The sequence below is a fragment of the Rhizobium sp. BK661 genome (genome assembly GCF_024808825.1).
Lineage (GTDB): Bacteria > Pseudomonadota > Alphaproteobacteria > Rhizobiales > Rhizobiaceae > Rhizobium.
Genome location: NZ_JANTYT010000001.1, coordinates 134,466 through 156,088, shown reverse-complemented (window position 1 = coordinate 156,088; position 21,623 = coordinate 134,466). Strand labels below are relative to the sequence as shown.

Sequence of the window (21,623 nt, the reverse complement as noted above, 5' to 3'; positions counted from 1 at the left end):
GTCGGCCCGGACGAGAAAATTTCGCCGGGCCGATTTTTTTGGCTTGCTATCTCCAAAAACCGGAAGTAAGAAGCCGCCACTCCGCGAGGCAAGCGCTTCGCGAAGCATCCCAGGGCCGGCTCGCCGGACTGCCTTGATGGGGCTATAGCTCAGCTGGGAGAGCGCTTGCATGGCATGCAAGAGGTCAGCGGTTCGATCCCGCTTAGCTCCACCAAATCTTCCTCGCAGATCGTGCTCACCGTCTTATTGCATTGAAATGCTTACGCTCCAACGTTCTGCCTACAAAGGGCCGCGGCAAATCCCTCTCGGTTCCCGGCACTCAGCATCCTATCTGAATGGATAGGCTGTCCATACGCACGTGGGATTCATTTCGCAGAGCGACCATGGTCTTCTAACCGGGTGTTCGAAGGTCCCTGCGCCACCACCGAATTTCGCACAGAAGCCTAGCGATGTTGGCAAGCTGGAGGATTTTGCCATGGAAGCCCCGAGGTACAGCCTGCACAAGAACCTCAACATCTACTGGACGGTGTTTGACGACATGACCGGGAAAAAGGCCGCGCTCGACGGGTTTTTCATGGATATAGTGAGCATCGACGAGGGCCGCGAATTGGTAGGGATGCTGAACCGTCGGGGGAGCGAAGACGATTCCCCTCCTGACGCCTACCTCGCAGCTCTCACCGGCTTGAGCTGGCCGACGCACCATCAGGATCTGATAGGCCAGCGTTACGCGGTGAGCACGCCGGACTTCGCCGCAGTCACGATCAACTGACAGTTTGCCGACTTGCTTTGCACGCCGAGGCTTTGCCAAATTTTTAGCAACGGCGACTATGGTTTCCATGCCGACTTCCCCGGCGGACTGGAGCCTTGGTTCAATGACACGAGAAAGACGGCGGCGGCTGATCCATGCGCGTAGAACGGCAACGGGCCTGACGCTTGCCGGCGCGATCTCGTTTTTGGCAGGCATGACGGATGCCACCGGCCTCGCGCTGACGGGAGACTTCGTGTCGTTCATGACGGGGAACACGACGCGGGCTGCCTTGTCGCTTGGCGACGGCAATTTGCGACATGCAATTGTCCTTCTCTCGGCGATCATGGTCTTTGTGCTTGGAAACGCCGTCGGCATCGTGATCGCACACTTTGCAGACCGTCGTACGTTTGCCGTCTTGTCATGCGTCAGCATCGCGCTGGCAACGGCTTCGTTGATGGCAGGAGATAGCCTGGCGATGCCGCGCTTCTATCTCATCGTTGCCTCCATGGGGATGGTGAACGCGGCGGTCGAGCAGATCGAAGGGCTGCCGATCGGTCTCACCTATGTCACCGGAGCCCTCTCGCGCTTCGGACGCGGCCTTGGACGCTGGATCGTCGGCGACGACAGAATGGATTGGACCATCCAGATCGTGCCATGGGTCGGCATGCTGGGCGGGGCTATTGTTGGAGCGCTGTTGGCGCAAATCGCCGGGGCAGCGGCGTTGTGGCTGATAGCCGTTTTTGCGATGTTGGTTGCGCTTGCTACCCTTTTGATTCCGAAACGCACCCAACGCCGGTTCAACGCTGCGTCGCGCTCGTCAAAGCAGACGAAATCGCGGTCGCAATAAAGCTCCACCGAATCAGATAGAGAGCACCAGGAAACCGCTAGAGGAAGTCATCCTTGTTTCTCTTTTCGAAGCTCGTCTGGGTGTTCGGCCAACCCTTGTCGCTCGCTTTTCTCTTCGTCGCGCTTGCCTTGGTGGCGGGTGTTGTCCGCTGGCGCGCGACAAGCTTCATTTCAACAGCGATTGCGGGCCTCATCCTGTTCATCACCCTCTACACGACCGTCGGCAACTACCTGCTACAGGGCCTCGAGGATCGGTTTCTGAAGCCGCAGGATCCGGCAAGCCTGCAGTGCATGATCGTACTCGGCGGCGCGTTCGAGAATGAGGTCAATACCGCCCGCCACGGCATCGAACTCAATGCCGGCGCCGATCGCTTCGTCGAGGCGATGCGCCTGGCACAGAAATATCCGCAGGCCCGCATCCTGATTTCAGGCGGCGATGGATCGATCTCCGGTATCTATGAAGGCGACGCGGCGATATCGGCGCGCTTCTTCCCAATGTTCGGCATCAGCAGAGACCGGCTGGTCGAAGAAACGACGTCACGCACGACCTTCGAAAACGCAGTGAACACCAAGGAGCTTCTGGCGAGCCAAGGTCTTTCGAACTGTCTGCTGATCACCTCCGGCTACCATATGCCGCGATCGGTCGGCATCTTCCGCAAGCTTGGGATCGACGTCGTGCCGTGGCCGACGGACTACCGCACCGACGGGCGAGAAAGCCTTGGCCTCGACTTCACGCAGCCGAGCCGGAATTCCCAGAACCTGGCAACAGCAATCCGCGAGTGGTTCGGGCTGGTCGGCTACTATCTCGCCGGCCGCACTTCAGAGCTCTATCCGGGCTGAACCAGCTATTTCTTCGAGATCGTCACGAACTTGGTCCCGCGCACACGGGCCGTGACGACACAGGGCTCCTTTGTCTTGTCGGCATCCGGGCGATCACAGAAGCGCGGGTGCATTTTCATCGCCAGCACCATGTTGCCGAAGCGCTTCACGAAGTCGTATCCGTAGACTTGGGCGGTCGCGATCATGAAATAGCCGCCCTCTGCGACCTGTAGATAGAAATTGTAGGTGCAGCCGTCGTCGTTGCACTGCGGACCCTTCTCGCCGTCGCACGTCAACTCGCCCTCATTGACCACAGCGTCGATCAGGCCGTCATTGTTGATATCCTGGCGGATGACGAAGCCTTCCGAAAAGTCGGCTTTGGTACACTGTTCCTGGAAGTGCTTCTTCTCGTAGATCTCGGGGTCCGAGATAAGCGATTGCTGGGCAAACGCCACAACCGGGGTAACGAGCAGCACAGCAATGTTCAAAGCGATCAGGAGCGTTTTCACGAAGGGTTTCTCTTTTGGTCGGATAAGGGCGCTGTTGGCCACGCAGTTTGCTTGATCCGCCTTGCGCCGCCCTTGCGGCCGTGATTCATTTCGGAGAGATACGCGTCGGCCCTGGAGGACTGCATGCCGCTGTTCGTCTACCTGGATTATGCCGGCGTTGCGCTCTTTGCGGCAACGGGCGCGCTCGCAGCCTCGCGCAAGCAGCTCGACCTGATCGGTTTTCTCTTTTTTGCGATCGTCACCGGCACCGGCGGCGGCACGGTGCGCGACATTGTGCTCGGCCGCGTGCCGGTATTCTGGGTTCTGAACCCGACCTATGTCCTTGTCTGCTGCGCCGTCGGCCTCCTGGTGTTCTTTACCGCCCACCTTGTCGAGTCGCGCTATCGGCTGCTGATCTGGCTGGATGCCGTCGGGCTCTCCGCCTATTGCGTCATGGGTGCCGCGAAGGGCCTTGCTGCTACCGGCTCACCAACGATCGGCATCGTCACGGGCACACTGACGGCAACGTTTGGCGGCATCCTGCGCGATCTTCTCGCAAATGAGCCATCGGTTCTGTTGCGGCCAGAAATCTATATCACCGCAGCGCTTGTGGGCGGCGGCATATTCACGGGCGCGAATGCACTTGATCTGCCGCTTTATGCGGCTTCCGCAGTTGGTGTCAGCGCTGCATTCCTGGTGCGTGGCGGCGCGCTGTATTTCGGCTGGACCTTTCCAACCTACAAGGCAAAGCCTGGTCGTCACCCTGATGACGTGATGTGAGATCAGCGCTGTTTGGGGCGAAGGCGGATCACCACGTCGACATGGGAGATTTCGAGGCCTGGCGGCGGCTCCGGCAGATTGCCGATCGTCAGGTTGCTGACCGGAATATCGAGCACATCGTTTTCGCCTTCGATGAAGAAGTGGTGATGGTCTGAGACGTTTGTGTCGAAATAGGTCTTGGCGCTTTCGACCGCGAGAACACGGATCATCCCGGCCTCGGTGAACTGGTGCAGCGTATTGTAGACTGTCGCCAATGACACCGGTACGCCCGCGTGCACGGCTTCCTCGTGGAGTTCTTCGACCGTCAGATGTCGATCGCCCTTGGCAAAGAGGAGGTCACCGAGCGCGACGCGCTGGCGCGTCGGACGAAGGCCGGCGTGTCTCAGCCGTGCCTCAATGGTAAGCGGGGCCTCTGCCACCATCCAACGAACTCCAGTTAATCTAGCGTCAAGCAATCAGGTTTCATTAGCCATATAACTTTTGCGCAAAAGCGTTTCAATAGTTTCAATGGGGACAAAGCGAGTGAAAGCGCCGCAAAATCGGGCTTTTGGCGCAATTAGTGCTGGCCGGGGGCTTGGCCTTCCTGTATGCGACCACCAAATAAGGCGCGCAGCCGGTCCTCCGAAGGTGGGTGAAGCTCAGTCATGCTTATGCTTCATTTTCCGCTGAACTTGGACTAAACGTTCACATCCATCGGCATAGTTGCGGGGGGAATAAGAGTTTTCATGGCGACGAAACAATCCAGCTTCAACTACGAGGAAATTCTGGCCTGCGGCCGCGGCGAACTGTTCGGTCCGGGTAACGCACAGCTTCCCCTCCCGCCGATGTTGATGGTTCATCGCATTACCGACATTTCCGAAACCGGCGGGGCCTTCGACAAGGGCTATATCCGCGCCGAGTACGACGTGAAGCCGGACGACTGGTATTTCCCCTGCCACTTCCAGGGCAACCCGATCATGCCGGGATGCCTCGGCCTCGACGGCATGTGGCAGCTGACCGGCTTCTTCCTCGGCTGGCTGGGCGAGCCCGGTCGCGGCATGGCGCTCTCGACCGGCGAAGTGAAGTTCAAGGGCATGATCCGCCCGACCACGAAACTGCTCGAGTACGGCATCGATTTCAAGCGCGTCATGCGCGGCCGCCTGGTGCTCGGCACTGCCGACGGCTGGTTGAAGGCTGACGGCGAAACCATCTACCAGGCCACCGACCTGCGCGTCGGCCTGTCCAAGGACAAAGAAGCCTGATTGCACCGGGCATAGTTGCCCGGTTTCCAAGTTAGAAAAAACGAAAAGGTCGAAACACATGAGACGGGTAGTTGTTACGGGTCTGGGTGTTGTCTCCTCGATCGGCAATGATGCCGCCGAGGTCACTGCGTCGCTGCGCGATGCCAAGTCCGGCATTTCCTTCTCCAACGATTTTGCCGAACACGGCTTCAAGTGCCAGGTGTGGGGCCGCCCCTCGCTGGATCCGACCGATCTGGTCGATCGCCGCGCCATGCGCTTCCTTTCCCAGGGCGGCGCCTGGAACCACGTCGCGATGAAGCAGGCGCTCGCCGATTCCGGTCTTGAGGAAAAGGACTACAGCGAGAACGAGCGCACCGGCATCATCATGGGCTCGGGTGGCCCTTCGACCCGCACGCTGATCGAAGCCGCTGAGATCACCATCAAGAACAACAGCCCGAAGCGCATCGGCCCGTTTGCCGTGCCGAAGGCGATGTCTTCGACGGCGTCCGCCACGCTCGCCACTTGGTTCAAGATCCACGGCGTCAACTATTCGATCTCGTCGGCCTGCTCGACCTCGGCGCACTGCATTGGCAACGCTGCCGAAATGATCCAGTGGGGCAAGCAGGACGTGATGTTTGCCGGCGGTCACGAAGACCTCGACTGGACGATGTCGAACCTCTTCGACGCCATGGGCGCCATGTCCTCCAAGTACAACGACACGCCGGCAACGGCTTCGCGTGCCTATGACGTCAGCCGTGACGGCTTCGTCATCGCCGGCGGCGCTGGCGTTCTGGTTCTCGAAGAGCTGGAGCACGCCAAGGCCCGCGGCGCCAAGATCTACGCTGAAATCGTCGGCTACGGCGCGACCTCCGACGGTTACGACATGGTCGCTCCGTCGGGCGAAGGCGCGATCCGCTGCATGCGTCAGGCGCTTTCGACGGTGAAGGGCGATGTAGACTACGTCAACACCCACGGCACCTCGACGCCTGTCGGCGACAGCAAGGAAATCGGTGCGATCCGCGAAGTGTTCGGCTCCAAGATGCCGCACATCCAGTCGACCAAGTCGCTGACCGGCCACTCGCTCGGCGCTGCCGGCGTGCAGGAATCGATTTACTCACTCTTGATGATGCAGGCCGGCTTCATCGGCGAAAGCGCCCATATCACCGAGCTCGACCCCGAATTCGATGGCGTGCCGATCGTGCGCAAGCGCATCGACAATGCCAAGATCGACATCGCGCTTTCCAACTCCTTCGGCTTCGGCGGCACCAACGCCACGCTCGTCTTCCAGCGCTATAACGGATAATAATATGACGGGAATTATGCAGGGTAAGCGCGGGCTTATCATGGGCGTTGCGAACAACCATTCGATCGCCTGGGGAATTTCGAAGGCGCTGGCAGCACAGGGTGCAGAGCTTGCCTTTACCTATCAGGGTGATGCACTCGGCAAGCGGGTCAAGCCGCTCGCAGCTGAAGTCGGATCCGAATTTGTTCTGCCGTGCGACGTCGAGGACATCGCTTCGGTCGACGCCACGGTTGAAGCTATCAAGGAGCGCTGGGGCACGCTGGATTTCGTCGTACATGCCATCGGCTTCTCCGACAAGAATGAGCTGAAGGGCCTTTACGCCGACACCACGCGCGACAATTTCAGCCGCACGATGGTCATTTCCTGTTTCTCGTTCACCGAGATCGCCAAGCGCCTGGCGCCGCTGATGAACGAAGGCGGATCGATGTTGACGCTGACCTATAACGGCTCGACGCGCGTCATCCCGAACTACAACGTCATGGGCGTTGCCAAGGCCGCTCTCGAGGCCTCCGTGCGTTATCTGGCCGCCGACTACGGTCCGCGTGGTATTCGCGTCAACGCGATCTCAGCCGGCCCGATCCGCACGCTGGCTGGCGCCGGTATCTCGGATGCCCGCGCCATCCTGTCGTGGAACCAGCAGAACTCGCCGCTGCGCAAGACCGTGACTATCGACCACGTCGGTAATTCGGCCCTCTACCTGCTCTCCGATATGGCAGCAGGCGTCACCGGTGAAATCCACTTCGTCGATGCCGGCTTCAACATCACCTCGATGCCGGCGCTTGAGGCGCTACGCAAGGCAGACGTGGAGTAAGACAAAAAGCCGGGCTCGAGCCCGGCTTTTCCTTTCTGCGCATCGGCTAGTGATGCACGACCTGCCGAAGGATGGCGGCTGAGTCCCTGGCGCCCCAACGCGTCGTAATCTTTCCGTTTTCGATGACGAACCATTCCATCGCGGTGACGTCATAGCTCTTACCGGTCGGATCGTGACCCACGAGGCCGCGAAAGAAGCCGGAATAGCGCCCGGTCTCCCTGTACCGGACGACGACATTCTGCCCCTCGGCAGCGATATCGAGGATCTCAAGGTTTATGTTCATGCCGTCGTGAAGCTCGTGCCAGATCGGCTCGACATCATCGAGGCCACCATATCCCAGAACGCCGTAGATCCGCGCGTCCGCGGTAAACAAGTCGCGCAACGCCACCATGTCGAAGCGATTGAACGCCTCGACATAGGCTCTGACGATGTCCTTGTTGGCTTCCGTTTCCATGGCTTCCCCTCCCGCTTGTAAGCTCGTGGGGGCAACTCTAACAGATCCGCGAAGGCCGGCTATGCGAGGTGACTACTTCTTTGCCCACAAGACCTTGAAACGGGCGTTCCTGCAGGTTTCGCCGCTTTCCTTGAAGTTCGCGGCCAGCACAGGCTCGTAAGGCAGTCCGCGATTGGCGACCAGCAGCAGGCGACCACCGCCACGCAGCGCCGAGGCGGCTGTCTTGATCATCGCCTGGCCGAGCGATGGCTCCGCCGCATGGCCTTCGTGGAAGGGCGGATTCATGATGACGAGATCGTACTTGTCCTTGACCGGTTCGCCGGCCAGATCGTGCCAAAAGAAGCGCGCAGGCACGTCGGGGCAGTTCTCCTCCAGATTGGCCTTTGCCGCTTCCAGAGCGGCGTAGTTGGCTTCGTAGAGGTCAAGACGGCTGACGCCGGGAGACCGCTCTGCCAATTCGACGGAGAGATACCCCCAACCAGCGCCGAAATCGGCGACGTCACCGGTAAAATCGGCGGGCAGACGCGAGGCGAGCAATTCCGAGCCATCATCGACACGGTCGTGCGAGAACATGCCAGCTGCAGCCAGGAAACGGCCATCCACGCGCACGGACGGCTTGGAAAGCTTGCTGACGACCTCGCTGACGTCGGCCGGCCGTGCGAACCACAGCGCCACGCCGTGATATTTGGGCATGTGTTCGATCTCAAGGCCGAACCCCTCCATGCGCTTGCGAAGCGACTGGATGCCATCCTCCTTGCCGCCGGCGATGACAATCAAGCCGCCCGCCTTCAAGCGCTGAAGCGCAGTGGCGATGTTGGCCTCGTTCTCGCCCTTGTGCTTGTTGCAGAGAACCAGCGCGGCATCGTAGTCCTCGCCTTCGATCTCAGGCGTGGTTTCGATGCGCTGGGAGAGTAGCTGTCGGTACAGCGGCCGGAAGCCCTGTACGGCGCTCAGCGAGGCGGCAAAGCCCTCTGGCACAGCGAAGCCTGCCTCAGCGCCAAGGAAGAGTACGCGTTCGCCCTCGCCCGGCGCGTCGACGGTGCCGCTGGCAAAAGGATGGAACAGTGTCTTCAGTGTCTCGCGGCTCATGGTCTCTTCTCTTCGGATGCAAAAAGGGCGCGGGAAAACTCCCACGCCCTCAAACGGTTTGAAAGGCGCGGCTTACTCAGCCGCATCTTCCTTCTTCTTCTCAGCCTTCTCAGCAGCCGGAAGTTCCTGGCCGGTTGCCTGGTCGACAACCTTCATCGACAGGCGGACCTTGCCGCGCTCGTCGAAGCCGAGCAGCTTGACCCAGACCTTCTGCCCTTCCTTGACGACGTCCTGGGTCTTGGCAACGCGCTCGGAAGCGAGCTGCGAGATGTGGACGAGGCCGTCGCGGGCACCGAAGAAGTTGACGAAGGCGCCGAAGTCGGCGGTCTTGACGACCGTGCCTTCGTAGATCTGGCCAACTTCAGGCTCGGCAACGATCGAGTGAATCCACTTGCGGGCCGCTTCGATTTCCTTGCCAGACGAGGAAGCGATCTTCACCGTACCGTCGTCTTCGATGTTGATCTTGGCGCCGGTCTTTTCAACGATCTCGCGGATGATCTTGCCGCCGGAGCCGATGACTTCGCGGATCTTGTCGACCGGGATGTTCATGACTTCGATGCGCGGCGCGAATTCACCGAGCTGGCCGCGGCTCTCGGTGATGGCCTTGGCCATTTCGCCGAGGATGTGGGTGCGACCGCCCTGAGCCTGGCCGAGAGCGACCTTCATGATCTCTTCGGTGATACCCGCGATCTTGATGTCCATCTGCAGCGAGGTGATGCCGTCGGCCGTGCCCGCAACCTTGAAGTCCATGTCGCCGAGGTGGTCTTCGTCGCCGAGGATGTCGGAGAGAACGGCGAAGCGGTCACCCTCGAGGATCAGGCCCATGGCGATACCGGCAACCGGCTTAGCCAAAGGAACGCCGGCGTCCATGAGAGCGAGCGAGGTGCCGCAGACGGTTGCCATCGAGGACGAGCCATTGGACTCGGTGATTTCGGAGACGACGCGCAGCGTGTAGGGGAACTGCTCGGCAGACGGCAGCATCGGGCGGATGGCGCGCCATGCGAGCTTGCCGTGACCGATTTCGCGGCGGCCCGGGGAGCCCATGCGGCCGGTTTCGCCAACGGAGTAGGGAGGGAAGTTGTAGTGGAGCAGGAAGCGCTCCTTGTACATGCCCGTCAGGCTGTCGACATACTGCTCGTCTTCGCCGGTGCCGAGCGTGGCAACGACGATCGCCTGGGTTTCACCGCGAGTGAAGAGTGCCGAACCGTGGGTGCGCGGCAGCAGGCCGACTTCCGAAACGATCGGACGAACGGTTTCGAGGTCGCGGCCGTCGATGCGGCTCTTGGTGTCGAGAATGTTCCAGCGAACGATCTTTGCCTGCAGGTGCTTGAAGATCGCGCCAACTTCTTCGGCCGTGTACTTGGTTTCGCCTTCTTCCGGAAGGAAGTGCGCCTTGACCTTCGCCTTGACGGCGTCGACGGCAGCGTAGCGTTCAGCCTTCTGTGTGTTCTTGTAGGCAGTGCGAAGCTCGGCTTCGAAATGCTTCAGCATCTCGCCTTCGAGTTCCGAATAGTCTTCCGGCTGGAAGTCGCGCGGCTCCTTGGCAGCCACTTCGGCGAGCTTGATGATCGCATCAAGAACCGGCTGGAAGCCACGGTGGCCGAACATGACGGCGCCGAGCATGACTTCCTCGTTGAGTTCCTTGGCTTCGGATTCAACCATCAGCACGGCGTCGTGCGTACCGGCGACGACGAGGTCGAGAACCGACTCTTCCATCTCGTCGAGATGCGGGTTCAGAACGTATTCGCCGTTGATGTAACCGACGCGCGCGCCACCGACCGGGCCCATGAAGGGAACGCCCGAGAGGGTGAGTGCCGCCGAGGTCGCAACCATCGACAGGATGTCGGGGTTGTTTTCCAGGTCATGCTGGATGACGGTGACAACGACCTGGGTGTCGTTCTTGTAGCCTTCCGGGAAGAGCGGGCGGATCGGGCGGTCGATCAGGCGGGAAACGAGGGTTTCGTTTTCCGAAGGACGGCCTTCGCGCTTGAAGTAGCCGCCGGGGATCTTGCCAGCTGCGTAGGTCTTTTCCTGGTAATTGACGGTCAGCGGGAAGAAGTCCTGGCCCGGCTTCGGCGCCTTGGCGGAAACGACGGTGGCGAGAACCACGGTTTCGCCGTAGGTCGCGAGAACGGCACCGTCAGCTTGACGGGCGATCTTGCCGGTTTCCAGCTTCAGCGGGCGGCCTGCCCACTCGATTTCCACACTATGAGTATCGAACATATGTCTTGTCCTTCAATGCGGGAACGCGCGCCTGCCCTCCAAGGCACGGCACACGGTCAACCGCAATCGGTGTGACACATCATGGGCAAGACAACGGGAGGCTTTGCATCAACGGTCCCGGAAGAGACCGGGCCAAAGCTCATCGAGCCCTGGCCGAAAGCATCCGGCAATCCTGCCCCATGACAGGTCAACGGTTGGTTTGGCAGAACCGGCCCATCCGGGTCTGCCGGGCAATCCGCCACGGGTGGCGGGTGGGGAAAGGTTCCCCGAAAAAAATCCGGCGGGCGTCCCAAGGGGGAGCGCCCGCCGAGAAATCATTAGCGGCGGATACCCAGGCTGCCGATCAGCTTGGTGTAGCGGCCTTCGTCCTTCTTCTTGAGGTAGTCAAGAAGCGAGCGGCGGCTGGAAACCATCGTCAGCAGACCACGGCGGGAATGATTATCCTTCTTGTGGTCCTTGAAGTGGCCGGTCAGGTTGTTGATACGCTCGGTCAGGATGGCAACCTGAACTTCCGGAGAACCGGTGTCGCCTTCGAACGTTGCGTATTCCTTGATGAGAGCCGTCTTGCGCTCAGCAGTAATCGACATCGGATGTTCCTTTCTATGAGAGGAGATTAGGTCGCCAAAAGCCGGGATGTCGTCCAGCTTTGGCCGCGAATGCATCCGGACAAAGCCCGATTGCTGGCGCTGCCTATAAACCAAATGCGTTGCAATGGAAAGAGGCATGCCACAGATGGCCGATTGGTCACTTTCCAGCCATGGCATCGCGGATCATGGCGTTGTAACCCTCTGGGTCCTGCAGCATGGCGAAATGGCTTGCGTCCTTCAGGATCACCAGCTTCGACCCCGGAATCTGCTTGGCCATCATCTCGGTATGGTCAACCTTGACGGCCTCGTCGTGATCGCCGATCGCCAGAGTAACGGGCACCTTGATCTTGCTGAGGTCGTCGGCTGTCCAGGCAGGCTGGCTTCCCCACATACCAGAGATCTGGGTGACGAAGGCATCATATTCGTTCGGCGTCGGCGACAGTCTCTTGTAGGTCTCGCCGGCCGCGTTGATATAGTCGCTGAAGGTCTTGTTGTTCATGACGTCGGCCTTGACGCCGTCGGTCGTGACGTTTGCCGCCTGCGCGACCACGCGCGTCAGCTTCTCAGGGTTCTTCATCGCCATGTCGATGCCGATGATGCCGCCATCCGACCATCCGACCAGCGTCACCTTGTCGAGCTTCAGATAATCCAGCAATGCGACGTAGTCCGAGGTCATCAGGTCATAGCCGAACGGCTGCTGGCTGCGCGTCGAGCGGCCATGTCCCCGGCTATCGGCGACGATTACCCGGTGGTCCCTGGCGAACTCAGCCACCTGATAGCCCCAGACATCCGCGCTGCCGAGTCCGCCGTGGATGAACAGCATCGGCTCACCCTCGCCGTATTCGGCGTAGTACATCTCGATGTCGTTGACGGGGGCCATGCCGCTTGTCTTAGGGGCCGGCATCGGCGGGAAGGCTGGCAACATCGCCCAGCGCTCTGCCGAGCACGCGTCGGCGGCTATCAAAACCGCCGAGAAGAACATCAGGATGCCGGCTGCAAGTCTGCGCATGACTGTCTCCCTGATCCGAAGGGCTCCGCGGCCCGGATCAGGGAAACATATCTCAATGGCAAAGGCTGACAACTGCCATCTGAGGTTTCGTTCGGCCTGCAACGGGCCGAAACCGGAGGTTTATCGAGCCTCAGCCGAACACGCGCTTCGGGCGGAACTCACCCTGGCCGATCTCGCCGATCGCGACCAGTTTGCCGCGGGACGTGGCATAGGCTTCGCTTTCGGCAACCGGTGCATCGCGACCGCGCACGAGGATCGGATTGCCCATCTTCAGCCTGTGCGCCTGGTCGTCGTTGACGACCAGATGCGGCAGCGAGGAGAGCGCTTCGCTGGTCTCGATCAGCAGGGCATCCAGAGCTGCAAGCCGTTCGTCCGCGTCTTCGACTGTCTCAAGCGCAACGAGATCGGCAAGCGGTATCATCGTCTCTTCGGCAAATGGAGCGACAAAGCTGCGACGCAGGCCGGAGATATGGCCATAACAGCCAAGCTCGCGGCCGAAATCGCGCGCAAGCGCCCGCACATAGGTGCCCTTGCCGCATTCGACCTCGAAATGCGCCGTATTGGCATCCTGGCAAGACAGGAGCGTCAGACGGAAAATCTCGACCTCGCGCGACGGAATCTCGACGGCTTCACCTTCACGCGCCAGATCATAGGCGCGCTCGCCCGATATCTTGATGGCGGAAAATTGCGGCGGCACCTGACTGATCACGCCGGTGTATTTCGGCAGGAGGTCGCGGATCTGCTGTTCGCTCGGGCGCTTGTCGGAGCTCTGCGTCACATCGCCCTCGAGATCGTCCGTTGCACGCTCCTCGCCCCAAGTCACGGTGAATTCGTAAATCTTGCGGCCGTCCATCACGTAGGGGACGGTCTTGGTCGCATCGCCAAGGGCGATCGGCAACATCCCCGACGCCAGCGGGTCGAGCGTGCCGGCGTGACCGCACTTCTGCGCCTTGAACAGCCACTTTATCTTGGAAACGGCTTCAGTGGAGCCGAAATCGACCGGCTTATCAAGGATCAGCCAGCCCGAGATCGGGCGGCCTTTCGGTTTGCGTGGTTTGGACATCAGTCTCTTCTACTATTCTTCTTCGGTATCGCCGTGATCGAGATCGCGCTGGACCTCGGGCGAGCGCAGCAACTCGTCGATCTTCTTGTAATTGTCGAAGCTCGTATCGTCGCGGAAGCGGACCTCCGGCATGTACTTCATCTGCCGTAGCTGGGACCCGAGGCGGCCGCGAATGTATTTTGCATTGCGGTTTAGCGCACCAATCACCGCATCATGATCCGTCACACCGAGCGGTGTCACGTAGGCCGTCGCGATCTTCAGATCGGGTGACATGCGGACTTCGGAGATGGAAATGACAGTCTTCTCGATCACGTCATCGCGCACTTCGCCGCGCTGCAGAACCTGCGTGATCGCGGCGCGAACCTGCTCGCCGACGCGCAGCATACGCTGCGAAGGTGCGGAGGTTGTTGGTCTTGTTGCCATTTTTCTTTGCCTCAAAAGGTTCGGGCGCCGGCCTCAGTTGATCCGGCGCCCGTCCAAATTTCCAGTTTCACACGATCAGAGCGTACGCGTGATGTGCTCGACGCGGAAGCACTCGATCGTGTCGCCGGCGCGGATGTCTTCGTAATTCTCGAAAGCCATACCGCATTCCTGGCCGGAATGCACTTCCGAGACTTCATCCTTGAAGCGCTTGAGCGTCTTGAGCTTGCCTTCGTGGATGACGACGTGGTCGCGGACGAGGCGAACGCCGACGCCACGCTCGACCTTGCCTTCGGTAACGCGGCAACCCGCGACCTTGCCGACCTTCGTGATGTTGAACACCTCGAGGATCTCGGCATTGCCGAGGAAGGTTTCGCGACGCTCCGGCGAAAGCAGGCCCGACATCGCCGCCTTAACGTCATCCACCAGATCGTAGATGATGTTGTAGTAGCGGATTTCGATGCCCTGGCGCTCAGCCAGCGTACGAGCCTGCGCATTCGCACGGACGTTGAAGCCGATGATCGCGGCGCCAGATGCCTCGGCAAGCGAGATATCCGATTCCGTCACACCGCCGACGGCCGAGTGAACGATGCGGGCACGGACTTCGTCGGTACCGAGCTTTTCGAGCGCGCCTGCGATCGCTTCGATCGAACCCTGCACGTCGCCCTTGATGACCAGCGGGAACTCCTTGACGCCAGCGGACTGCAGCTGCGTCATCATCTGTTCCAGCGAGCCGCGCTGGCCAGAATGGCGGGCGGCGGCCTTGTCGCGAGCGAGACGCTGGCGGTATTCCGAGATCTCGCGGGCACGGCTTTCGTTTTCGACGACGGCGAACCTGTCACCGGCCTGCGGCGTACCGGAAAGGCCAAGCACCTCGACCGGCATGGCCGGCGGGGCTTCCTTGACATGATCGCCCTTGTCGGTGACGAGGGCGCGGACACGACCCCAGACATCACCGGCGACGATGATCTGGCCAGGCTTCAGCGTACCGTTCTGGACGAGAACCGTGGCAACCGAACCGCGGCCGCGGTCGAGCTGAGCTTCGATGACCGTTCCTTCCGCCGTGCGGTTCGGGTTGGCCTTGAGGTCCAGGATTTCGGCCTGCAGCAGGATGGCTTCCAGCAGCTTGTCGAGGTTCAAGCCGGTCTTGGCCGAAACTTCGACGTCGAGAACTTCACCGCCCATCGATTCCACGAAGACTTCGTGCTGCAGGAGCTGCGTGCGCACCTTCTGCGGATCGGCACTCGGCTTGTCGACCTTGTTGATCGCCACGATGATCGGAACACCAGCGGCCTTGGCGTGGTTGATCGATTCGATGGTCTGCGGCATGACGCTGTCGTCGGCCGCAACGACCAGGATCGCAATGTCCGTCGCCTGTGCACCACGGGCACGCATGGCCGTGAAGGCGGCGTGGCCAGGGGTGTCGATGAAGGTGATCTTCTGACCGTTCTGCTCGACCTGATAAGCACCGATATGCTGGGTGATGCCGCCGGCTTCGCCGGCAACCACGTTGGCATGGCGGATGGCGTCGAGCAGCGAGGTCTTGCCGTGGTCGACGTGACCCATGATGGTCACAACAGGCGGACGGGAAACGCGATCGCCTTCGGCGTCGGCAATGTTGAAGATGCCTTCTTCAACGTCAGATTCCGAAACGCGCTTGACCGTATGGCCGAATTCGCCGGCGATGAGCTCCGCGAGGTCGGCGTCGATGACGTCGCCCGGCTTCATCATCTGACCTTCCTTCATCAGGTACTTGATAACATCAACGGCGCGTTCAGACATGCGCTGCGACAGTTCCTGAATCGTGATGGTCTCCGGCAGGATGACTTCGCGGACAACCTTTTCGCGGGTTTCCTGCATCTGGCTGCGGCGGAACTTCTCCTGGCGGCGGCGCATGGCGGCCATCGAGCGGCCACGGGCGTTGCCGTCGTCGTCGGTGCTCGCAGCGGTGATTGTCAGCTTGCCCTGACGGCGGCCTTCGTCGCCCTTCGGGCGCGCGGTAACGGGCTTTGCCGGTTCCGGACGCACGATACGGCCACGCGCCGGAGCGCCGCCACGCGGTGCTGCGCGATCGTCTTCGTCGGATTCGCGGCGACCGCGACCGGCAGGTCCAGGTGCAGCGGCTCCCGGCGCCGGACGCGCCTGGGCCGGCGACGGCGCGCCATCGGGACGCCGTGCGGCGGGAGCCGACGGCTGAACGCGTGGGGCTTCGGCGCGAGGCGCGGCAGCAGCGGACGCTGCAACTTCAGCCGGAGCCGGAGCCGCAGCAGCGGCGGCAGCTTCCGCGACACTAGCAGCAGCTTCCTCTGCAGCGCGGCGCTTGGCTTCTTCAGCCTCGGCAGCCTGGCGCGCAGCTTCTTCAGCGGCACGACGCTTTTCTTCTTCGGCGCGGCGAACCGCATCTTCAGCATCGCGAACCTGCGCCATGGCGAGCGCGCGGCGGCGTGCATCCATTTCCTCAGGCGACAGATGATTCAGAACCACCGGACGGGGGCGATCCTGCTGGCGCGGAGGCTGAGAAGATGGCTGTTGCGGACGCGACTGCTGGCCGCCGGCCGGCTGGATGCGCGGCTGCGGAGCCTGCGGTGCACGCGGCTGATGCGCGCTCGGAGCGGCTTCGGTGCGTACCGGGGCGGCGGCGGAGCTTACGGGGGTGATCGGGCGTTCGTCTTCCGGACGCATCGGACGCCGCTTGCGGGTCTCGACAACGACCGCCTTGGTGCGCCCGCGGCCCATGTCCTGGCGCACGGTGCCCTGGCTCATTCCCGACGGCTTCAGGGTCAGAGTCTTCTTGCCCGGGCCGTTCAGTGTCTTGTCGTCATTGCTATCGGTCATTCGTTCCCGTTCCTTCGGACAGGGAGCGATGACGTCATCAAACCCTGTCAATCAAATATGTCGATCAATGATATCGGGGCCGGACAAGCCGGTGACCGCATCATTGTTTTTGCCGGCCAGCGCCGCCCGCTGCCCGGGACTGACCGCCGTTGCGGTACTGTTCGAGCATCTTTGCGCGCTTCACTACACCCTCACCCGCCTGCCCTGCAAGCACTGCAGCATGGATAAAAGCGTTCTGGCCCATCAGGCCTTCCATTTCGCTCTCCGAGAAGAGACGGTAGGAAGGTATTTCCTCCTCGGTCTCCATTCCGAGGTGCCAGGCCTTGCGGGCCTGGTCGATTTTTCTCACGCCGTCTTCGGCGGCATTCGTTGCGTGGAACACCGCAATCGCGGCCCCACTCCTGACTGCGGCATCCACTTTCGCGGAGCCGGTAACGAACTGCCCCGCCTTGCGGGCCATGTTCATCATCTGCATCAACTGCTGCGCTAGCAGCATCCCGACGGTTTCGCCGAGAGCGGCGTCCGCCTTCACATCCGCTTTCAACGCACGGGCGAAGAGCTTCTTCGCCACGGCCTTGTCGACCAGCGAGCGGTCGATCTTCACCCAACAGCCGCGTCCCGGAAGCTGGCGCTTCAGGTCGGCGATGACTGTCCCATCCGGAGCGGCAACGAAGCGGATCAGCTCATCCGGCGATCCGCTTTCGCGCGTCACGATGCACATGCGACCATTCACGTCATATCCTGCAAGATCCTCGTCCTCAGGAGAAACGGTCGGCTCACGCGCGGACATTATACTTCCTGCTCGGCCTCGGGAGCTTCTTCAGCTTCCGCGTCCTTGGCGAGGTCTTCCTCGGTGATCCAGCCAGCCGCGAGGCGAGCCTGAACGACCATCTGCTCGGCCTCGACGCGCGAAACGTCGAATTTGGAGAACAGGCCCTCGAACTTCTTGGTCTCGCCGTTCTTGCGTTCGCTCCAGCCAACGAGATCGTCAGCGGCACAGCCGGCAAAGTCCTCGATCGTCTTGATGCTGTCTTCGCCGAGTGCGACCATCATCTGGGCGGTCATGCCGTCGATCTGGCGCAGTTCGTCGGAAACGCCGAGCGCCTTGCGCTTTTCGTCCATTTCGGCTTCGAGCTTTTCGAGATATTCGCGAGCACGGGTCTGGATTTCCTGTGCCGTGTCTTCGTCGAAACCGTCGATCGAGGCGATTTCGTCGAGATCGACGTAGGCCAGTTCTTCAACAGCCGCGAAGCCTTCGGAGGCCAGAACCTGGCCGACCATTTCGTCAACGTCGAGCGAATCCATGAACAGGTTGGTGCGCTCGTTGAATTCCTTCTGACGGCGCTCGGATTCTTCGGCTTCCGTCATGATGTCGATGTCCCAGCCGGTCAGCTGCGAGGCCAGGCGAACGTTCTGGCCGCGACGGCCGATGGCCAGCGACAGCTGCTCGTCGGGAACGACGACTTCGATGCGCTCGGCATCTTCATCGAGAACGACCTTGGCGACTTCAGCTGGCTGCAGGGCGTTGACGACGAAGGTCGCCGGGTCCTGCGACCACGGAATGATGTCGATCTTTTCGCCCTGAAGCTCGCCGACAACGGCCTGAACGCGCGAACCACGCATACCGACGCAGGCGCCGACCGGATCGATCGACGAGTCGTTCGAGATCACGGCGATCTTGGCGCGCGAACCCGGATCACGGGCAACGGACTTCACCTGGATGATGCCGTCGTAGATTTCCGGCACTTCCATGGTGAAGAGCTTGACCATGAACTGCGGATGCGTGCGCGACAGGAAGATCTGCGGGCCGCGCTGTTCACGACGAACGTCATATACGTATGCACGGACGCGATCGCCATAGCGGACGTTTTCGCGCGGGATCATTTCGTCGCGGCGGATGATGCCTTCGCCACGGCCGAGGTCGACGATGACGTTGCCGTATTCGACGCGCTTGACGGTGCCGTTGACGATTTCGCCGACGCGATCCTTGAACTCGTCGAACTGGCGGTCACGCTCGGCTTCCCGAACCTTCTGGACGATAACCTGCTTGGCGGACTGGGCGGCAATGCGGCCAAAATCCATCGGCGGCAGCGGATCGGCGATGAAATCGCCAAGGGCTGCGTCCGGGTTGCGGTCGCGGGCCAGTTCGAGCGGGATCTGGGTCGAATAATCCTCGGCCTTGTCGACAACTTCGAGCAGACGCTGAAGACGGATTTCACCGGTCTTCGGATTGATGTCGGCGCGGATATTGGACTCGGTGCCGTAGCGGGAGCGCGCGGCCTTCTGGATCGCATCTGCCATCGCGGCAAGCACGATCTCGCGGTCGATCACCTTTTCGCGCGCCACTGCATCTGCGATCTGCAGAAGTTCGAGCCGGTTCGCACTGACTGCCATTGTCTTTTCTCTCCGTCTAGGCGTTCAGGGTTCCCTTTCCCCGGCGCCACAAGTTGATCGGTTTATTCTTCGTCTTCCGCTTCGTTCTGGTTCGCGGCCTCTGCCTTCGCCAGCTTGTCGGCGCGCAGTGCATCGCGGATCAGATCGTCGGTCAGAATGAGCTTCGCATCGGCGAGGGCCGTGAAAGGAATGACGATATTCTGTTCCTCACCCTCGGAAACCTGATCACGCTCGAGCGTGAAACCGTTTGCGTCGGTTGCAACGATCTTGCCCCGGAAGCGCTTACGGTTGCCGACCATGATCGACGTTTCGCACTTCAGAAGGTGTCCCTGCCAGCGCACAAAATCGGACTTCCGCACCATCGGGCGGTCGATACCCGGCGAAGACACTTCCAGATGATACTCTCTATCGATCGGATCTTCCACATCGAGAACCGGAGAAACGGCCATCGAGACCTCTTCGCAGCCTTCGACGTCCATCGTTCCATCGTTGCGCTCGGCCATGATCTGCATGGTGGCGCCGTTCTGGTTGAGCATGCGTACGCGGACCAGACGGTAGCCCAGGTCGACAAGCACGGGCTCGATTATGTCCGCAAGGCGCTGATCGAGACCGGTCTCGGTGATCAGCCGCGGCTCAAGTTCATTGTTGGCGTTCGTCGGATCCGACAAGCGATGCGCTCCTCGCAATTTTCTGCATTTCGGATGATCGCGGTAATAAAAAAGAGCGGGTCCTTGCGGCCCACTCTTCATCAAAACGATCAAGATTTGAGAGCCATATAGGCCGGTTTTTACGAAATTGCAAGGTCCGTCGCCAACCTTCGGCTTGGCGGTCGCCCAAGGTAGCCAGCGGCATCTTTCGGCATATATTGGTCGGGGGACCGCCATCGGGAGGGATCGTGCCTTACAATTCGTCGACACTGGCGCCGCTACGGCACGAAACCTACCGAACAATCTGGTTTGCAAGCCTCGCTTCGAATTTCGGCGGCCTGATCCAGGCGGTCGGCGCCGCCTGGCTGATGACCACCATCACCTCCTCAGAGAACATGGTCGCACTCGTGCAAACTTCGACGGCACTGCCGATCATGCTCTTCTCGCTTCTATCAGGCGCTCTTGCCGACAGCTTCGATCGTCGCCGGGTGATGCTGACGGCGCAATACTTCATGCTGGGCGTCTCCGCACTGCTGAGCGTTTCGGCCTATTTCGGCTGGCTTTCGCCGTGGCTTCTGCTGTTCTTCACGTTTCTGATTGGCTGCGGCACGGCATTGAACAACCCATCATGGCAGGCGTCCGTCGGCGACATGGTGCCACGTCCGGACCTGCCTGCAGCCGTGACGCTCAATAGCGTCGGCTTCAACATCACCCGCAGCGTCGGTCCGGCGATTGGTGGCGTCATTGTCGCCGCCGGTGGGGCGGCAGCAGCCTTTGCCGCCAACACGTTCAGCTACTTCGCACTGATTTATGCGCTAATCCGTTGGAAACCGAGCCTGCCGACCTCTACCCTTCCACGGGAAACCCTGGGCAGGGCGGTCTTTGCCGGGCTTCGCTATGTGTCGATGTCGCCCAACCTGCAAAAGGTACTGCTGCGTGGCCTCATTTTCGGAATCAGCGCCAGCTCCATTCTGGCACTGCTGCCGATCGTGGCGATCAACCTGGTTGTCGGCGGCCCGCTGACCTACGGCCTGATGCTCGGTTCCTTCGGCATCGGCGCGATCGGCGGTGCGATGTTGAATGACGGGCTGCGTGACCGCTTCTCGAGCGAAACGATCATACGGATTTCGTTCGCGGGCTTTGCCTTGAGCGCCGTCGTCGCCGCCTTCAGCCCGATTGCCGCGCTGACCTGTGCCGGACTGGTGGTATCCGGCGCCTGCTGGGTGCTGGCGCTATCACTGTTCAATACCATCGTGCAGCTGTCGACGCCGCGCTGGGTCGTCGGTCGCGCGCTGTCACTCTATCAGACCGTGACCTTCGGCGGCATTGCGGGTGGCAGCTGGATCTGGGGCGTGGCCGCCGACCGCTACGGTGTCTCAAACGCCCTGCTGATCTCCGCGGTCGTCATGCTCTTCGGCATCGTCGTCGGGCTGCGCTTTGCCATGCCGGCATTTGCCTCGCTCAACCTCGACCCGCTGAACCGCTTCACCGAGCCGGCGCTCAGTCTTGATATCACCCCGCGCAGCGGCCCGATCGTCGTCCAGATCGATTACGAAATCGCAGATGCTGACGTGCCGGAGTTTCTGGCATTGATGGGTGACCGCCGGCGCATCCGCATTCGCGACGGCGCCCGCAATTGGGCGCTGATGCGCGACCTCGAAAAGCCCGGGCGGTGGACGGAGACCTACCATACGCCGACCTGGGTCGAATACATCAGGCACAATCAACGCCGCACGCAGGCCGATGCCGAAAACATCGAACGGCTGCGCGACCTGCACCGCGGTGAACAACTACCGCAGGTGCACCGGCTGATCGAGCGTCAGGCGATTCCACCCAATGACGACGTCTTCTACAAGGCGCCGATCGACCTCCATCATTGAGGCAAGA

At 61.0% G+C, this 21,623-nt stretch carries 21 protein-coding genes and 1 tRNA gene; 9 read left to right on the top strand and 13 right to left on the bottom strand.

Going from position 1 to position 21,623, the window contains the following annotated elements:
* Positions 1-138 precede the first annotated feature (138 nt).
* The 4 genes from FHX16_RS00735 (at position 139) to FHX16_RS00720 (ending at position 2,434) form a co-directional block, all read left to right on the top strand.
* Positions 139-214, top strand: a tRNA-Ala gene (locus FHX16_RS00735).
* Positions 215-475: 261 nt separating this feature from the next.
* Positions 476-769: a hypothetical protein gene (locus FHX16_RS00730; RefSeq protein ID WP_259126344.1), complete on the top strand. Its 294-nt coding sequence runs from the start codon at positions 476-478 to the stop codon at positions 767-769.
* A gap of 103 nt (positions 770-872) precedes the next feature.
* The gene (locus tag FHX16_RS00725; protein ID WP_183753761.1) at positions 873-1,595 is read left to right on the top strand and encodes a YoaK family protein; all 723 of its coding nucleotides are present in this window, start codon (positions 873-875) and stop codon (positions 1,593-1,595) included.
* Positions 1,596-1,648: 53 nt separating this feature from the next.
* On the top strand, positions 1,649-2,434 hold the full coding sequence (locus FHX16_RS00720) for a YdcF family protein (protein ID WP_183863257.1): 786 nt from the start codon (positions 1,649-1,651) through the stop codon (positions 2,432-2,434).
* Positions 2,435-2,439: 5 nt separating this feature from the next.
* On the opposite strand, the gene FHX16_RS00715 is transcribed toward FHX16_RS00720, so the two are convergent.
* A complete protein-coding gene (locus tag FHX16_RS00715) occupies positions 2,440-2,922 on the bottom strand; it encodes a hypothetical protein (protein ID WP_183863255.1) in 483 nt (160 codons plus the stop codon).
* A 123-nt stretch (positions 2,923-3,045) separates the two neighbouring features.
* On the opposite strand from FHX16_RS00715, the gene FHX16_RS00710 reads away from it, so the two are divergent.
* Complete coding sequence (locus FHX16_RS00710; RefSeq protein WP_114710541.1) at positions 3,046-3,681, top strand: trimeric intracellular cation channel family protein; 636 nt, start codon at positions 3,046-3,048, stop codon at positions 3,679-3,681.
* Positions 3,682-3,683: 2 nt separating this feature from the next.
* On the opposite strand, the gene irrA is transcribed toward FHX16_RS00710, so the two are convergent.
* The gene (gene irrA / locus FHX16_RS00705; protein WP_016552233.1) at positions 3,684-4,103 is read right to left on the bottom strand and encodes an iron response transcriptional regulator IrrA; all 420 of its coding nucleotides are present in this window, start codon (positions 4,101-4,103) and stop codon (positions 3,684-3,686) included.
* Between the two features lie 303 nt (positions 4,104-4,406).
* On the opposite strand from irrA, the gene fabA reads away from it, so the two are divergent.
* Genes fabA through fabI form a run of 3 tightly spaced genes read left to right on the top strand, consistent with a single transcriptional unit; the run spans position 4,407 to position 7,015 of the window.
* Positions 4,407-4,922: a 3-hydroxyacyl-[acyl-carrier-protein] dehydratase FabA gene (gene fabA, locus FHX16_RS00700; protein WP_016552232.1), complete on the top strand. Its 516-nt coding sequence runs from the start codon at positions 4,407-4,409 to the stop codon at positions 4,920-4,922.
* Positions 4,923-4,980: 58 nt separating this feature from the next.
* Positions 4,981-6,204: a beta-ketoacyl-ACP synthase I gene (gene fabB / locus FHX16_RS00695; RefSeq protein WP_183863253.1), complete on the top strand. Its 1,224-nt coding sequence runs from the start codon at positions 4,981-4,983 to the stop codon at positions 6,202-6,204.
* A 4-nt stretch (positions 6,205-6,208) separates the two neighbouring features.
* A complete protein-coding gene (fabI, locus tag FHX16_RS00690) occupies positions 6,209-7,015 on the top strand; it encodes an enoyl-ACP reductase FabI (protein WP_183753764.1) in 807 nt (268 codons plus the stop codon).
* Positions 7,016-7,061: 46 nt separating this feature from the next.
* On the opposite strand, the gene FHX16_RS00685 is transcribed toward fabI, so the two are convergent.
* From FHX16_RS00685 to rimP, 11 genes are all read right to left on the bottom strand, one after another.
* Complete coding sequence (locus FHX16_RS00685; protein ID WP_183863251.1) at positions 7,062-7,469, bottom strand: ester cyclase; 408 nt, start codon at positions 7,467-7,469, stop codon at positions 7,062-7,064.
* Positions 7,470-7,541: 72 nt separating this feature from the next.
* On the bottom strand, positions 7,542-8,558 hold the full coding sequence (locus FHX16_RS00680) for a class I SAM-dependent methyltransferase (RefSeq protein ID WP_183753766.1): 1,017 nt from the start codon (positions 8,556-8,558) through the stop codon (positions 7,542-7,544).
* Between the two features lie 72 nt (positions 8,559-8,630).
* Complete coding sequence (gene pnp, locus FHX16_RS00675) at positions 8,631-10,781, bottom strand: polyribonucleotide nucleotidyltransferase (protein WP_183863249.1); 2,151 nt, start codon at positions 10,779-10,781, stop codon at positions 8,631-8,633.
* 317 nt (positions 10,782-11,098) lie between these two features.
* Complete coding sequence (rpsO, locus tag FHX16_RS00670) at positions 11,099-11,368, bottom strand: 30S ribosomal protein S15 (protein WP_016552226.1); 270 nt, start codon at positions 11,366-11,368, stop codon at positions 11,099-11,101.
* 157 nt (positions 11,369-11,525) lie between these two features.
* Entirely contained in the window at positions 11,526-12,377 is an 852-nt protein-coding gene (locus FHX16_RS00665; protein ID WP_183863247.1) for an alpha/beta fold hydrolase, read from the bottom strand.
* Positions 12,378-12,507: 130 nt separating this feature from the next.
* Entirely contained in the window at positions 12,508-13,440 is a 933-nt protein-coding gene (gene truB, locus FHX16_RS00660) for a tRNA pseudouridine(55) synthase TruB (protein ID WP_016552224.1), read from the bottom strand.
* Positions 13,441-13,452: 12 nt separating this feature from the next.
* Entirely contained in the window at positions 13,453-13,863 is a 411-nt protein-coding gene (rbfA, locus tag FHX16_RS00655; protein ID WP_183863242.1) for a 30S ribosome-binding factor RbfA, read from the bottom strand.
* A gap of 75 nt (positions 13,864-13,938) precedes the next feature.
* Positions 13,939-16,695, bottom strand: a complete 2,757-nt coding sequence (infB, locus tag FHX16_RS00650) for a translation initiation factor IF-2 (RefSeq protein ID WP_183863240.1) — start codon at positions 16,693-16,695, stop codon at positions 13,939-13,941.
* A gap of 100 nt (positions 16,696-16,795) precedes the next feature.
* Complete coding sequence (locus FHX16_RS00645) at positions 16,796-17,485, bottom strand: RNA-binding protein (protein ID WP_183753773.1); 690 nt, start codon at positions 17,483-17,485, stop codon at positions 16,796-16,798.
* Complete coding sequence (gene nusA, locus FHX16_RS00640) at positions 17,485-19,089, bottom strand: transcription termination factor NusA (protein WP_114710517.1); 1,605 nt, start codon at positions 19,087-19,089, stop codon at positions 17,485-17,487. Before nusA ends, FHX16_RS00645 begins: the two co-directional genes overlap by 1 nt.
* Before the next feature lie 62 nt (positions 19,090-19,151).
* Positions 19,152-19,757 carry a ribosome maturation factor RimP gene (gene rimP, locus FHX16_RS00635; protein WP_037131128.1) on the bottom strand — a complete coding sequence of 202 codons (606 nt, stop codon included), beginning with the start codon at positions 19,755-19,757 and terminating at the stop codon, positions 19,152-19,154.
* A gap of 227 nt (positions 19,758-19,984) precedes the next feature.
* On the opposite strand from rimP, the gene FHX16_RS00630 reads away from it, so the two are divergent.
* Positions 19,985-21,616 carry an MFS transporter gene (locus tag FHX16_RS00630; RefSeq protein WP_183863238.1) on the top strand — a complete coding sequence of 544 codons (1,632 nt, stop codon included), beginning with the start codon at positions 19,985-19,987 and terminating at the stop codon, positions 21,614-21,616.
* Positions 21,617-21,623 lie beyond the last annotated feature (7 nt).

What these genes read in the sequence shown, in the direction of transcription:
- fabA (WP_016552232.1), top strand. Translation starts at nt 4,407, where the DNA reads ATGGCGACGAAACAATCCAGCTTCAACTACGAGGAAATTCTGGCCTGC.
- rbfA (WP_183863242.1), bottom strand. Translation starts at nt 13,863, where the DNA reads ATGGCAACAAGACCAACAACCTCCGCACCTTCGCAGCGTATGCTGCGC.
- truB (WP_016552224.1), bottom strand. Translation starts at nt 13,440, where the DNA reads ATGTCCAAACCACGCAAACCGAAAGGCCGCCCGATCTCGGGCTGGCTG.
- FHX16_RS00730 (WP_259126344.1), top strand. Translation starts at nt 476, where the DNA reads ATGGAAGCCCCGAGGTACAGCCTGCACAAGAACCTCAACATCTACTGG.
- FHX16_RS00680 (WP_183753766.1), bottom strand. Translation starts at nt 8,558, where the DNA reads ATGAGCCGCGAGACACTGAAGACACTGTTCCATCCTTTTGCCAGCGGC.
- infB (WP_183863240.1), bottom strand. Translation starts at nt 16,695, where the DNA reads ATGACCGATAGCAATGACGACAAGACACTGAACGGCCCGGGCAAGAAG.
- pnp (WP_183863249.1), bottom strand. Translation starts at nt 10,781, where the DNA reads ATGTTCGATACTCATAGTGTGGAAATCGAGTGGGCAGGCCGCCCGCTG.
- FHX16_RS00645 (WP_183753773.1), bottom strand. Translation starts at nt 17,485, where the DNA reads ATGTCCGCGCGTGAGCCGACCGTTTCTCCTGAGGACGAGGATCTTGCA.
- FHX16_RS00710 (WP_114710541.1), top strand. Translation starts at nt 3,046, where the DNA reads ATGCCGCTGTTCGTCTACCTGGATTATGCCGGCGTTGCGCTCTTTGCG.
- FHX16_RS00665 (WP_183863247.1), bottom strand. Translation starts at nt 12,377, where the DNA reads ATGCGCAGACTTGCAGCCGGCATCCTGATGTTCTTCTCGGCGGTTTTG.
- FHX16_RS00725 (WP_183753761.1), top strand. Translation starts at nt 873, where the DNA reads ATGACACGAGAAAGACGGCGGCGGCTGATCCATGCGCGTAGAACGGCA.
- irrA (WP_016552233.1), bottom strand. Translation starts at nt 4,103, where the DNA reads ATGGTGGCAGAGGCCCCGCTTACCATTGAGGCACGGCTGAGACACGCC.
- fabI (WP_183753764.1), top strand. Translation starts at nt 6,209, where the DNA reads ATGACGGGAATTATGCAGGGTAAGCGCGGGCTTATCATGGGCGTTGCG.
- nusA (WP_114710517.1), bottom strand. Translation starts at nt 19,089, where the DNA reads ATGGCAGTCAGTGCGAACCGGCTCGAACTTCTGCAGATCGCAGATGCA.
- FHX16_RS00685 (WP_183863251.1), bottom strand. Translation starts at nt 7,469, where the DNA reads ATGGAAACGGAAGCCAACAAGGACATCGTCAGAGCCTATGTCGAGGCG.
- rpsO (WP_016552226.1), bottom strand. Translation starts at nt 11,368, where the DNA reads ATGTCGATTACTGCTGAGCGCAAGACGGCTCTCATCAAGGAATACGCA.
- fabB (WP_183863253.1), top strand. Translation starts at nt 4,981, where the DNA reads ATGAGACGGGTAGTTGTTACGGGTCTGGGTGTTGTCTCCTCGATCGGC.